This window comes from Arthrobacter sp. LAR12-1-1.1 (assembly GCF_040676555.1).
Taxonomy (GTDB): domain Bacteria; phylum Actinomycetota; class Actinomycetes; order Actinomycetales; family Micrococcaceae; genus Arthrobacter.
Genome location: NZ_JBEGIG010000012.1, coordinates 19,331 through 32,087, shown reverse-complemented (window position 1 = coordinate 32,087; position 12,757 = coordinate 19,331). Strand labels below are relative to the sequence as shown.

At 67.3% G+C, this 12,757-nt stretch carries 13 protein-coding genes; 7 read left to right on the top strand and 6 right to left on the bottom strand.

Features of this window, described 5'->3' with window-relative positions; all coding sequences use genetic code 11:
• Nucleotides 1-35 precede the first annotated feature (35 nt).
• The 5 genes from MRBLAR12_RS08200 to MRBLAR12_RS08180 all read left to right on the top strand — a co-directional run bounded on the left by MRBLAR12_RS08200 (nucleotide 36) and on the right by MRBLAR12_RS08180 (nucleotide 4,458).
• Nucleotides 36-797, top strand: a complete 762-nt coding sequence (locus MRBLAR12_RS08200; protein ID WP_364745034.1) for a CPBP family intramembrane glutamic endopeptidase — start codon at nucleotides 36-38, stop codon at nucleotides 795-797.
• Between the two features lie 134 nt (nucleotides 798-931).
• On the top strand, nucleotides 932-1,372 hold the full coding sequence (locus MRBLAR12_RS08195; protein ID WP_364745032.1) for a VOC family protein: 441 nt from the start codon (nucleotides 932-934) through the stop codon (nucleotides 1,370-1,372).
• Nucleotides 1,373-1,393: 21 nt separating this feature from the next.
• Nucleotides 1,394-2,347, top strand: coding sequence for a 1,4-dihydroxy-2-naphthoyl-CoA synthase (locus MRBLAR12_RS08190; RefSeq protein ID WP_364745029.1), 954 nt, complete (start codon nucleotides 1,394-1,396; stop codon nucleotides 2,345-2,347).
• A 23-nt stretch (nucleotides 2,348-2,370) separates the two neighbouring features.
• A complete protein-coding gene (locus MRBLAR12_RS08185) occupies nucleotides 2,371-3,516 on the top strand; it encodes an AMP-binding protein (RefSeq protein WP_364745957.1) in 1,146 nt (381 codons plus the stop codon).
• A 60-nt stretch (nucleotides 3,517-3,576) separates the two neighbouring features.
• Complete coding sequence (locus tag MRBLAR12_RS08180; protein ID WP_364745026.1) at nucleotides 3,577-4,458, top strand: 1,4-dihydroxy-2-naphthoate polyprenyltransferase; 882 nt, start codon at nucleotides 3,577-3,579, stop codon at nucleotides 4,456-4,458.
• Nucleotides 4,459-4,526: 68 nt separating this feature from the next.
• On the opposite strand, the gene MRBLAR12_RS08175 is transcribed toward MRBLAR12_RS08180, so the two are convergent.
• Nucleotides 4,527-4,850 carry a DUF4229 domain-containing protein gene (locus MRBLAR12_RS08175; RefSeq protein WP_364745025.1) on the bottom strand — a complete coding sequence of 108 codons (324 nt, stop codon included), beginning with the start codon at nucleotides 4,848-4,850 and terminating at the stop codon, nucleotides 4,527-4,529.
• A gap of 130 nt (nucleotides 4,851-4,980) precedes the next feature.
• Here MRBLAR12_RS08175 and MRBLAR12_RS08170 point away from each other — a divergent pair, with 130 nt between their 5' ends.
• Nucleotides 4,981-5,409 carry a PLD nuclease N-terminal domain-containing protein gene (locus tag MRBLAR12_RS08170; protein WP_364745022.1) on the top strand — a complete coding sequence of 143 codons (429 nt, stop codon included), beginning with the start codon at nucleotides 4,981-4,983 and terminating at the stop codon, nucleotides 5,407-5,409.
• Nucleotides 5,410-6,064: 655 nt separating this feature from the next.
• On the top strand, nucleotides 6,065-6,928 hold the full coding sequence (locus MRBLAR12_RS08165; protein ID WP_364745019.1) for a hypothetical protein: 864 nt from the start codon (nucleotides 6,065-6,067) through the stop codon (nucleotides 6,926-6,928).
• Nucleotides 6,929-7,740: 812 nt separating this feature from the next.
• On the opposite strand, the gene ccsB is transcribed toward MRBLAR12_RS08165, so the two are convergent.
• From ccsB to MRBLAR12_RS08140, 5 genes are read right to left on the bottom strand one after another with little or no spacing between them, the layout of a single operon-like run.
• On the bottom strand, nucleotides 7,741-8,859 hold the full coding sequence (gene ccsB / locus MRBLAR12_RS08160; protein ID WP_364745017.1) for a c-type cytochrome biogenesis protein CcsB: 1,119 nt from the start codon (nucleotides 8,857-8,859) through the stop codon (nucleotides 7,741-7,743).
• Nucleotides 8,859-10,634 (bottom strand): cytochrome c biogenesis protein ResB, encoded by a 1,776-nt coding sequence (gene resB, locus MRBLAR12_RS08155; RefSeq protein WP_364745014.1) that lies wholly within the window; start codon nucleotides 10,632-10,634, stop codon nucleotides 8,859-8,861. The genes ccsB and resB overlap by 1 nt, the downstream gene beginning before the upstream one ends.
• Nucleotides 10,634-11,389, bottom strand: coding sequence for a cytochrome c biogenesis CcdA family protein (locus MRBLAR12_RS08150; RefSeq protein WP_229993737.1), 756 nt, complete (start codon nucleotides 11,387-11,389; stop codon nucleotides 10,634-10,636). The genes resB and MRBLAR12_RS08150 overlap by 1 nt, the downstream gene beginning before the upstream one ends.
• Nucleotides 11,390-11,402: 13 nt before the next feature.
• Nucleotides 11,403-12,023: a TlpA family protein disulfide reductase gene (locus MRBLAR12_RS08145; protein ID WP_229993736.1), complete on the bottom strand. Its 621-nt coding sequence runs from the start codon at nucleotides 12,021-12,023 to the stop codon at nucleotides 11,403-11,405.
• Between the two features lie 2 nt (nucleotides 12,024-12,025).
• A complete protein-coding gene (locus MRBLAR12_RS08140) occupies nucleotides 12,026-12,691 on the bottom strand; it encodes a histidine phosphatase family protein (RefSeq protein ID WP_364745011.1) in 666 nt (221 codons plus the stop codon).
• Between the last annotated feature and the right edge of the window lie 66 nt (nucleotides 12,692-12,757).

Here is a 12,757-nt window from a genome sequence, read left to right as displayed (position 1 = left end):
ACTGCGCAACCTTGCCGCGGCGCTAGGCTGGGGACATGGGCACAGCTCTCCGCACACCACCCGCGCCGCAGCCGGAACTTTACCGGTTCTCCCGGCTCGATTTCGTCACCGTTGGGCTCTATGTTGCTGTGGCCGGATTGTTCGCCGTGGCGGGCGGGCTGTTGGCGCCGCTGCTGCTGCAGATATCGCCCAATCCTGCGGTGGCGTCCTACGCGGTCAACCTGATCTTTTACGCCACTATCGGCATCCTTGCCCTGACCGCCGCGCGGCGCGTTGCCGTCCGGGACCTCCGCGTCCTGGCCACACGGCCCTGGTTCACGGCGCTCATGGTGCCGCTGGCCGTCGTGGTGATGCTTACCCTCACCGCGGTTCTCGTGGCGGTCAGCGGGCCGGTGCAGACCTCCGCCAATCAGGCCGGGCTCCAGGCGCTCATGCAGCAGGTCCCGGTCTGGCTCATGGTGCCCCTGCTGGTGATGGTGGGACCGTTCGTCGAGGAATACATTTTCCGCCATCTGCTGATCGGCAAACTGAGCCGCCGGGTCAACCTCTGGGTCTGCTGTGTCCTGTCCGTGGTCCTCTTCGGGGCCCTGCACATCGTGGGCCAGGAACAAATGACCCTGCAGGTGCTGATGCCCTACCTCGCCATGGGCGCCGTCCTGGTGTTCGTGTATGTCTGGACCGGGAAGAACGTGATGTTCTCCTACTTCGTCCACGCCTCCAAAAACCTCCTCGCGGTCATCTTCATTTACGCGATTCCGCCGGAAGTCCTCGAACAGCTGCAGCAGGTGCAGGGCTAGCCAAAACAACGCGGGTCACTTGCGGCCCGTGTGGGGCACGGCGGGTTCGTGCGTAGCCCCGCGTTGTTTGGAAACAGCGGGAGATATGCCGGTCCGGGCTTCCGGCGCGGGCGCCGACGTCGTAGGTTCTTTCCATGACACTGAACATCCAGATCGCTGTGGACTGCAAAAACCCGCACGAGCTCGCCGACTGGTGGGCTGAAACACTGGAATGGGCGGTTGAGCCACAGGATGAGGTTTTCATCCACTCCATGATCGATCAGGGCTTCGCTACCGAGGCGGACACCACGATGCACCATGGCAAGCTCGTGTGGCGCGAGGGCGCCGCCATCCGCCCGCCCGACGAACTCGACGCCAAATCGCCCGCCCGGCGCATTCTGTTCCAGATCGTCCCGGAAGAAAAAACCGTCAAGAACCGGGTCCACTGGGACGTGAGGCTCGCGGGCGCGGACAAGGATGCCGTGCGGGCCGCCCTTGAAGCGCGCGGCGCCACATTCCTCTGGACCGCCAGCCAGGGACCGCATTCCTGGCACACCATGGCGGACCCGGAAGGCAACGAGTTCTGCATCAGCTGACGCGATTACTAGACTCGGACTGTGAGCAACGAAATCCCCGCCAAGGTATCCGACGTCTTTGACCCCACCCGGTGGCGCACCGTGTCCGGTTTCGACGACTTCCAGGACATGACCTATCACCGGCAGGTGGAGCGTGGGGCGGACGGCTCCGTGGTCCGGGACCTGCCCACCGTGCGCATCGCCTTCGACCGCCCCGAGGTCCGCAATGCCTTCAGGCCGGGCACGGTGGACGAGCTCTACCGCGCCATGGACCACGCCCGGATGACCCCGGACGTGGCCACCGTGCTGCTCACCGGAAACGGCCCCTCCGCCAAGGACGGCGGCCATTCGTTCTGCTCCGGCGGGGACCAGCGGATCCGCGGCCGTGACGGTTACCGGTACGCCAACGGGGAAACGACGGAGACCATCGACCCCGCCCGCGCCGGCCGGCTGCACATCCTGGAAGTCCAGCGGCTCATGCGCACCATGCCCAAGGTGGTCATCGCCGTCGTCAACGGCTGGGCAGCCGGCGGCGGGCACTCCCTGCACGTCGTCTCGGACCTCACCATCGCCTCCCGCGAGCACGGAAAGTTCAAGCAGACCGACGCCACCGTGGGCAGTTTCGACGCCGGCTACGGCTCGGCCCTCCTGGCCCGCCAGATCGGCCAGAAGGCCGCCCGGGAAATCTTCTTCCTGGCCCGCGAATATTCCGCCGAGGACATGGTCAGGATGGGCGCCGTGAACGAGGCCGTGGACCACGGACGCCTTGAGGAGGTCGCCCTGGAGTACGCCGCGGACATTGCCCGGCAGTCCCCGCAGGCCATCCGCATGCTCAAGTTCGCGTTCAACCTGGCGGACGACGGCCTGGCCGGCCAGCAGGTCTTCGCCGGCGAGGCGACGCGCCTGGCCTACATGACCGACGAGGCCGTGGAGGGCAAGGAGGCCTTCCTCGAGAAGCGCGATCCCGACTGGTCCGCGTTCCCGTACTACTTCTAAGGCGCATTGTGACTTCCGGAGCCATGAACATCGAACCCGCGCTCAAGGCGCTGGCTGCTGCCCTCCACGGCGAGGGTCCCGCCGTCGAACTCTCCGCCGGGCCGGACGGCTCACCGGTGCTGGGATTCCCTGACACGGCCGGCATCGAGGACGCGGCCGTCGTGGTGCGGACCTCCGGGTCCACCGGCGCGCCGAAGGCGACCGTCCTCACCGTCGAGGCCCTGGCGGCCTCGTCCGTGGCGACCGCCTTTGCGCTCAAGGGCGAAGGCCAGTGGCTGCTGGCCCTCCCCGTCCAGTACGTGGCCGGGGTACAGGTGCTGGTCCGCTCGCTCTTTGCCGGGACCCGACCGTGGGTCATGGATCTGTCCGGCGGTTTTACGCCGGAGGCCTTCACCGCCGCGGCGCTGGAGCTCACGGACAAGATCCGTTTCACCTCGCTGGTACCCACCCAGCTTCAGAGGCTGCTGGACGCACCCTCAGGCGAGACGCTGGCGGTGCTGCGGCGCTTCAACGCCATCCTGCTCGGCGGCGGCCCCGCACCTGCGGAGCTGCTCGCCGCGGCCCGGGACGCCGGAGTGCGCGTGGTGACCACCTACGGTTCGTCCGAGACCTGCGGCGGCTGCGTGTACGACGGTTTCCCGCTCGAAGACGTCCTGGTCCGCGTGGAGAACGACGGCCGCATCCTGCTGGGCGGGGCAACCGTCGCCGCCGGGTATCTTCAGGCCCCCGAGCTCTCGGCAGCGACGTTCATCGAAGAGGACGGCATCCGCTGGTACCGGACCAATGACCTCGGTGAACTGGACGCTGACGGCCGGCTCACCGTTCTCGGCCGGGCCGACGACGTCGTCATCACCGGCGGCGTCAAGGTTTCCGCCGCCTATGTCCAGGCTGAGCTGGAAAAGCTCGACGGCGTGCGGGCGGCTTTTGTCGCCGGGGTGCCCTCTGCCGAGTGGGGCCACGCCCTGGCTGCGTACGTCGCCATGGGCGACAGTTCCCCGGAAGGCATGGCGGCGTTCGCCGCCCGCCGGAACGAAACCTGGGGACCCGCGCTGGGCGCGCTGGCCCCGAAGACGGTCCTGCCCGCGGCGGAACTGCTCATGCTGCCCAACGGCAAACCGGACCGCCTGGGCATGACGGTCCTGCTGGATGCGCTCCATCAGGGAAAATAGACAAGCCGCTGGCTATTCAACCAACCAACGAGTATTCAACCAATCAACGAGGTACTGACCGTGGCCACAGCCGCACAATGGATCCAAGGCGCCCGACTGCGCACCCTGCCGGCTGCAATCGCACCGGTGCTGATCGGCAGCGCAGCCGCCTACGAGATGGATTCGTTCATCCTGCTGAACGCCGTGCTGGCGGCCCTGGTCGCCCTGCTCCTGCAGATCGGCGTCAACTACGCCAACGACTACTCGGACGGCATCCGCGGCACGGATGAGGACCGGGTGGGTCCCCTCCGGCTGGTGGGCTCGGGGACCGCGAGTCCGGAGCACGTCAAACGGGCCGCGTTCGCGGCGTTCGGGCTGGCGATGCTGTTCGGCCTGATCCTTGTGATCATCACGCAGGCCTGGTGGCTCATCCTGGTCGGCCTCGGCTGCGTGCTGGCCGCCTGGGGCTACACGGGGGGCAAGAACCCGTACGGATACCTCGGCCTGGGCGACGTCTTCGTGTTTGTGTTCTTCGGGCTCGTCGCAACGCTTGGCACCACGTACACGCAGGCGGGGCAGCTCAGCCTCGCCGCCATCATCGGGGCGATCGGCACCGGGCTGATCGCGTGTGCGCTGCTGATGGCCAACAACGTCCGCGACATCCCGACCGACAGAAAGGCGGGAAAGAAAACCCTGGCCGTCCGGCTCGGGGACAAGCACGCACGCGAAAGCTACGTGCTGATGCTCGCCGTCGCGATCCTGCTGGTCATCGTCCTGGCCCCCGCTCGGCCGTGGATGCTGATCGTGCTGCTGCTGATCCCCGCCAGCCTCATGCCGTCCTGGCTGATGATCGCCGGGCGGCGCCGAAAGAGCCTCATCCCCGTCCTGAAGCAGACCGGACTGATCAACCTCGGCTTCGCCGCGCTGTTTTCAATCGGACTCGTCCTCAGCCACGGGTTCTAAGCCGGGGGCTCTGAGCCGCGGCTTCGAGCCGCGACTTTTCAAGGACTGCTTGAAATGACGGCCGGGGCTCAGGACCCTGGCTGCTGGGAATCCTTGGGGCGGTTGTCCGTGCGGACTGCAATGTCGGGGTTCGCGTCCACGAGGCGGTCTTCGGCCTCGGCGTCAGCCACCTCGCCGGCGCTGCGCATCGGCTTGGCCTTACCCGAGAACCGGTGGTGGAGCGTCGCCGTGGCCGCGTCGCGCTGCCTCTGGAAGAACAGGAAGCTGATGGCGAAGGACATCATCCCGGCGCACAGGGCAGCCAGGAGCACCCCCAGCTGCAGGTAGAGGAAGAGCGCAAACAAGGGCGCAAACAGCGCCAGCCGAATCAGGGTGTATTTGAGGAATGCCACCCCTCAAGTTTAGCCGCCAGGACAGCGGGGCTGCTTCGGCCACCTTGCTCCCCGCCGCTGCGGCGCCGGCGGCCTGCACCGGGCCACAGTGACCTGCGCCGTCGAGGCGCCCGACGGCTAGACTGAAGGTATGCTCCGTGTAGTGGTTCCGATCGTCATATTGGCCGTATTTGTCTATGGACTGGTCGACCTCATCCGCACTGACGCGCGGCTGACCAGGGGCATCTCCAAGACCGCCTGGATCTTCGTGCAGATTCTCCTCCCCGTGGTCGGCGCCACCCTGTGGTTCCTCCTTGGGCGCCCCCGCGCCACGGACACCGCACCGGTCCCCTACAGCCACCCGGTAGCGCCCGACGACGACCCCGAATTCCTCCGCAACCTTGAAATCCGCCGCCGCCACCAGGCCGAGGCCGAGAGGCTCAAGAAGCTCAAGGAAGAACTCGACGCCAAGGATCGCAAGCCCGACGCCGGCAGCGCGGAGGCCGGCGGCCCGGAGGGCGCCGGCGATGCCCATGAACCCGGTGACGCCGGAACGCCAGGCACCGACGAAGTCAAATAGCACCTTTCCGGCTTTCCTAACTGCGGCCTTTCGCCCCAGATGGCCGGAATCCCCGCCTCAAAGCGGCCATCTCCGGCAAACGGCCGCCGCTCATCCGCCGCCCGCGCCTGCAGCTGGCCAAGTGTGTCCCCGCACCGGGCCCAGGCGTCCCGTACGTCTTCGGCCATCCCCACCACCACCGGGCATCCTAACTGCGGCCATTCGCCCCAGATGGCCGGAATCCCCGCCTCAAAGCGGCCATCTCCGGCAAACGGCCGCCGCTCATCCGCGACTGCAGCTTGCCAAGTGTGTCCCCGCACCGGGCCCAGGCGTCCCGTACGTCTTCGGCCATCCCCCACCACCGGGCATCCTAACTGCGGCCATTCGCCCCAGATGGCCGGAATCCCCGCCTCAAAGCGGCCATCCCCGGCAAACGGCCGCCGCTCATCCGCGCCCGCGCCTGCAGCTTCCACGGTCCACTCCTCCCCCACACCCTGCCCGCTCTGTGGATAACCTCCGAGCACTCTCGGCGTCGGCGCAGAATGCTCGTATGCGCCAGCCCAGTGAGCTTCCCCCACATCTTCGAAACCGGCCCTTCACCGTGGCCGAGGCCCGCAGTGCCGGGCTGGGCCGACGCCGGACCCGGGCCCGGGATCTCGTCAGCCCCTGTTACGGAGTGCGCGCCACCGCCGCCACCCCAGATAGTTTGCTGGAACGCGTGCATGCCCTGACGGCCGTGACGGGCGCAATCGTGAGTCATCTGTCTGCGGCAGTGCTGTGGGGTTTTCCTCTGCCGCAGGCCTTGGAGAATCTGGCTGTCGTCCATCTGACGAGTCGGCCGGGCCATCGGGCTGTGCGGCATAAGAATGTGGTGGGCCATCAGCAGTCACTTGAACCGGGGGAGATCGTGCCCGGGGCCAGGGTGAGCTGCACCTCCCCGCTGCGGACGTGGTTCGATCTCGCCGGCATCCTGAGCCTCGATGAATTGGTGATTGCCGGGGACTTCCTGTTGCGGCGGAGAAATCCACTGACCACCATCGATGAGCTGGACGCATTCCTCGCCGGGAAGCAAGGCAGGGCGGGCTACCGGAGCGCTATGCGTGCCCGCTCCCTGATACGCGCCGACACGGACTCCCCCAAAGAGACCGAACTCCGGCTACTTCTGATTCGACATGGCCTGCCCGAACCGGGGATCAACGTCCCCATGTTCAACGAGACCGGCGGTTGGATCCAAGACCCGGACCTCTCCTACGAGCAAGAAAAGATCGCGATTCAGTACGACGGCGGGCATCACGCCAGTCCGGCCCAGCGTCGCAGCGACATCTCTCGGGATGAGAACGCCAGGGATGCCGGGTGGCGCGTCGTCGTATTGACCCAATGGGACTTGACCCCGTTCGCCCCTGGGATGGAGCCGGCCGCGGTTACCCGCGTGCGCGCGGCGCTGACGGAGCGCGGCTGGACGCCCGGCCCGGGGCCGAAGCCGGGGCAACGTCAACGTGCCCGCCCCACGGAGCACTCACTTGACACGAATGACCGCTAAGCACGGTGGCATAGCGGCCATCCGCGGCGAATCGATGGAGAGAGTGCTGGCGGAGCCCCTGGAAGCACCGGGACGAAGTTCAAGCGCACTCGGGCAAACCACACGCCCCGGTTCCGAAGGCCCGGGGCCGAAGCCGGGGCAACGTCAACGTGCCCGCCCCACGGAGCACTCACTTGGCACGAATGACCGCTAAGCACGGTGGCATAGCGGCCATCTGCGACGAATCGATGGAGAGAGTGCTGGCGGAGCCCCGGAAAGAACCCGCCCCCCGGGTCCAAAGGTCCGCGGCCGAAGCCGGGGCGACGCCAACGTGCCCGCCCCACAGAGCACTCACTTGACACGAATGGCCGCTAAGCACGGTTGCATAGCGGCCATCTGCGGCAAATAGATGGAGTTCGGGCCAGCCGCAGCCCGGAAGAACCCGCCCCCGGCTCCAAAGGCCCGGGGCCGAAGCCGGGGCAACGTCAACGTGCCCGCCCCACAGCGCACTCACTTGGCACGAATGGCCGCTAAGCACGGTTGCATAGCGCCCATCTGCGGCAAATCGATGGAGTTCGAGCCAGCCCCGGAAAGAACCCGCCCCGGGGTCCAAAGGCCCGGGGCCGAAGCCCACGCAACGCAGTGCCCGCCGCGCCACCCCAACGCAGTGCCCGCCACGCCGCGCCACCCCAACGCAGTGCCCGCCACGCCGCGCCACCCCAACGCAGTGCCCGCCACGCCACGCCACCCCAACCGCACTCATCTGACACGAATGGCCGCCAAGCGCATCGGCTTAGCGGCCATCTGTGGCGAATCGTGGACTGGGGTGCGGCTTACAGACCCGAGTAGGAGTGCAGGCCGTTGAAGAACTGGTTCACGATCGTGAAGTTGAAGACCACGCACAGGTAGCCGACGATCGACAGCCAGGCGGCACGGGTTCCGGTCCAGCCGCGGGTGGCGCGGGCGTGCAGGTATCCGGCGTAGACCACCCAGATCACGAAGGTCCAGACTTCCTTGGTGTCCCAGCCCCAGAAGCGGCCCCAGGCCTTCTCGGCCCAGATGGCGCCGAACATGAGCGTGAACGTCCAGCCGACGAACGCGATGGCGTTGATGCGGTAGGACAGGTTCTCCAGGCTCAGGGCGTTCGGGACCAGGCGCATGAACCCGAGCTTGTCGGCACCGCCGGCCGCGATGGTCTTCTGCCGGTGCGACTGCACGAGCTGCAGCGCGGACATCGCGAAAGTCAGGGTGAACAGCGCCGAGGACATCACCGCGATGGAAACGTGGATGATCAGCCAGTAGCTCTGCAGCGCCGGTACGAGGTGGCCCACGGGCGTCCAGAAGGCGATGGAGGCCGCAACCAGCATGATGATGGCCAGGCCGATCACGAACGTGCCCAGGAAGCGCAGGTCACGGCGGATCAGCACGAGGAGGAAGACTGCCACGGCCACGAATGCGCCGGTGGTGAGGAATTCGTACATGTTGCCCCACGGCACCCGGCCTGCACCGAGGGCGCGGGTGATCACACCGGCCGCATGGATCGCAGCGCCGAGGACGGTCAGCGCGACGGCCACCCGCGCGGGGGCACGCCGCTCGCCGCCGTAGCGCATGCTGCCGTCGGCGGTCTGGCCCGCACCTGCCGCGGTGCCGCGCCCGGAGACGGCCGACGTCGGACGCTCGGCACGGCCTGCCGGGCCGCTGACGTCCGCATCGGAGCGGTCAACGTCGCCTCCGGCGGTCCCCGCACCGACGCCGACGGGCATGCGCGCTGCCTCGGTTGTCGTCGCCTGCGCGGCGAGTTCCGCGGCCTTCAGGTCCACCGCGCGCAGCATCTTGCTGCTCTTGGCCAGGTCCCAGGCGAAGGCGATGAACGCCACCGTGTACGTGCCTGCGGCCAGCAGCATGAAGAGCTCGCTGTACTGGCCCATGGTTTCGTTGATCGAGAACAACATTACTGATCCTTCTTCGACTCGGAAGAGCCGGCTGTTGACTGGATGAAGTCTTCTGCGGGTTGTTCTTCGGTGGCGTGTGTGCTGCCGGCGCCGTTCGCGGCGGAATCCGCCCGGTCATTATCCGCCGTTGTGCTGGGAGCGGGCTGGGAACCGATCGTGGCGTCCTCGCCCAATAGCCATTCGTCGGAAAGGAGTTTGCGGATGGCTGCGGCCTCCCCGGCAAGGCGGTGGTCTTCACCGCGGGCCAGGAGACCGTACTCCACCATGGTGCGGCCGTCCTCGTGGGTGCCGGTGCGGACCCAGACGCGGCGGCGGTTGACGTAGAGCGAGGTCACCAGCCCGGCCACGGCCAGGAGCGCGAAGATCAGGGCGTAAAGCTGGCCGGGGTTGTGGTGGATGTCCACGCCGATGTAGCGCTTGACGCCGTCGAAGCTGATGGAACCCTTGCCGTTCGGCAGCGTGTAGCTGCTCCCGGGCGCCAGGACGATGCCCTTGGTGTCCAGGTTGCGGGCATTGAGCGGCGTCAGTTTCTTGACGTCGAGCTCGAAGACGTTCTGCGGGGAGCCGGCGTCCAGGCCGAGGTCGCCGAAGTAGGAGTTCAGGGTCAGCTGCGGGTTGATGAGCTCCGGATCACCGCTGAAGGACACCCCCTGGTCGGTGACAAACGCCGTCGGCAGGAAGAACCCGGCGAAGGCGAGCTGTTCCGGCTTGGCGTCCGGGACCTTGATGACCACGGAGGAGTAGTAGTTCTCGCCCTGGAGCTTGGCGACCACTGGCCCCTGCATGGCAATATTTCCGGCGCCGTCGCGGATGGTGACCACGGGAGCGTAGCCGTTACCCGTGAGGTACACGCTGGTGCCGCCGAGGCTGAGCGGGTCGTTGACCTTGAGCACTTCCTGCTTGGCGGGTGCGTCCGGGTTTTCCTTCGTGGTCACGGCGGCCGTGAAGTCGATGGGCTGGCCGAACTTGCCCTGCGATTCGCGGTCGAAGGTGATGTCGAACTTGTCCAGCTGGACCGAATACGGCTGGAGCTGGCTGCTCTGGAAGTTGGTGCCGGGCGTGAATTGGTCGTAGCCGACGAGGGTGTTGACGAACGTGTCGCCCTCCACCAGGATCCGCTGCCCGCTGTAGCCGAAGAGGCCGCCGGCCGCCACCGAGACCAGCACTCCGATCAGCGAGGTGTGGAAGACGAGGTTGCCGACCTCCTTCAGGAAGCCACGCTCGGCCCCCAAAGAGGGGCGGGCGCCGTCGCGGTCCCGGACGTCGACCCGGTATCCGCGCTTCTTCAGCAGTTCTCCGGCATCGGAGATGGCCGCCGACGCCGGGATCCCGGCGTCGGCCGGAATGACCAGGGTGCCGTATTCAGGGAGCCTGGACAGGCGTGCGGGGGTGCGCGGGGGCTGGGAGCGCATCGCTTTGTAGTGCGCGATAGCGCGTGGGATCACGCAGCCGATCAGCGAGACGAACAGCAGGATGTAGATCGCGGAAAACCATGCCGAGGAGTAAACGTCGTAGAGCTGCAGCGAGTCCAGGATCGCGCCGTAGTCGGGGTGGTCCTTGATGTACTGCGTGACAATCGCCGGGTTGGCCGGGCGCTGCGGGAACAGCGAGCCGGGCACGGCGGCGACGGCAAGCAGCAGGAGCAGGAACAGGGCCGTGCGCATGCTGGTCAGCTGCGTCCACGCCCACCGGAGCATGCCCAACGCGCCCAGCGAGGGCAGGACCGCCTCGGGCTTCGAGGACTTCTTCTTCTTTTCGTTCACGCGCTCGCTCATCAGATTGGCAATTTCACATCGGTTTGGAACCAGTACTGCAACCCGGAGACCCAGGTGCCCCACACACCGCTGGCCATCAGGAGGCCGAGCAGGATCAGGATCCCGCCGCCGGTGCGCTGGATGGCGAGCCGGTGCGTGCGGAAGAAGGACATCACCCCGATGCCGCGGCGCACGGCCAGGGCGATCAGCAGGAAGGGGATTCCCAGCCCAAGGCTGTACACGAAGGCCAGAAATGCCCCCTTGGCCGCCGACGAGCCGCCGGAGAGGCTGAGCAACTGGACGGCGGAATAGGTGGGGCCGATGCACGGTGCCCAGCCCAGCCCGAAGGTGATGCCCAGCAGGGGCGCGCCCCACAGCCCGGCCGGTGGCTTGGCGTGGATCTTGGCATCGCGCTGGAGCCAGCCGAAGCCGCCCATGAACACGACGCCCATGACGATCACCATGACGCCCAGCAGCTGGGTGATCCACCTGTTCTGCGAGCCGGTGATGAGGCTGCCCAGCTGCCCGAAGGCCCCGCCGAGGAGCACGAAGATCACGGAGAAGCCCAGGACGAACAGCCCGATGCCGGCCAGCATGCGCCCGCGCCGTTGCTTTTGCAGGTCGACGCCGGTCAGTCCCGTGACGTAGCCCAGGTAGCCGGGCACCAGCGGAAGGACGCAGGGCGAGAGGAACGAGACGAGGCCGGCCAGCAGCGCGACGGGAATGGCAAGCAGGAGCGATCCGTTCAGGATGGCTTCGGCGAAGGGGCTGTTCACGGCGGGGACCGGACTACTCGGCCACGGCGGCGGCGATGAGGGACTTCAGGGTGCCCTGCTGGATTTCGCCCAGGACCCGGGAGGCGACCCGGCCCTGCTTGTCCAGCACGAGGGTGGTGGGCACGGCGCCGGGCGGCACGAGTCCGGAGACGGCCAGCAGCACGGCGCCGTCCTTGTCATTGAAACTCGGGTACGTCAGGTTGAACGTCTTGTCGAACGCGTCGGCCGTGGCTTTCTCGTCGCGCAAATTGACCCCGAAGAACTGCACGCCCTTGGTCTTGAATTCCTGGTGCAGCGCCTCGAGGGAGGGCGCCTCGACCCGGCAGGGGGCGCAGGCGGCGAACCAGAAGTTCAGCACCGTGACTTTGCCGGGGAAGTCCGCCGACGTGACGGCTGTGCCGTCGAACAGCGTCCCCTTCAGCGCCACGGGACTCTTGCGGTCCGCGACGGCGAACTCGGTCACGGACCCGTCGCCGGCCACGTAGTTCTTGTTGTCCCCGGCCTTGGCCTGCTTGGCGAGGGCATCGTCCTGGGCGCAACCGGAAAGCCCGAGCACTGCGGCCAGCGCGGCGCCGCCGACGGTCAGGACGCGGCGGCGGGACAGCGGAGTCCCTTCGGGGCGGTTCGTCGGCATCGTCAGGCTCCCGGGGTGCTGGCGGCACCAGGCAGGAGGGCGGCAGCGGGCTCGTTGTAGTCGACGCGCACCAGCTCGCCGGCGTCGTCGAACACCAGGGAGGTGAGGGACGTCAGCGTGCATTCGCGCTTGCGTGGGTCATGCCACAGCGGCCGGCCTTCGGCGCTGAGCCGCGTGGCCCAAATGGGCAGCTGGTGGCTGACCAGGATGGCTTCGGCCCCGTTGCCGCCCAGTTCGAGGGCACGGACGCGCGCGTCCTGGACGGCCGCGATGACCCGCGCGGCCTGCTCCTTGTACGACTCACCCCAGGATGGCCGGAACGGGTTGTACAGCCGGGCCCAGTGCTTGGGCCGGAGCAGCTCCGCCTTGGAGACGTGGAGGCCCTCAAAGTAGTTGGCGGCTTCGATGATGCGGGCTTCGGTGGCAATCTCGAGGCCCAGGGCATCGGCAATCGGCTGGGCCGTCTCCTGCGCGCGGGTCAGCGGGGACGCGGCGAGGTGGACGATCCGGGCCCCTTGTTCGGAACGCTCCCTGAAGTGTTCGGCCAGCGTGCGGGCCATCTCCCGGCCGAGTTCGGAGAGGTGGAATTCCGGCAGCCTGCCGTACAGGACACCATCGGGATTGTGGACCTCGCCGTGGCGGAGCAAATGAACAGTGGCTTGGGGCATGTCTACCAGTTTCTCAAAGATGCCGGTCGATCTGAAATCTTCTACAGGAAGTAGAACTGAAGAGTT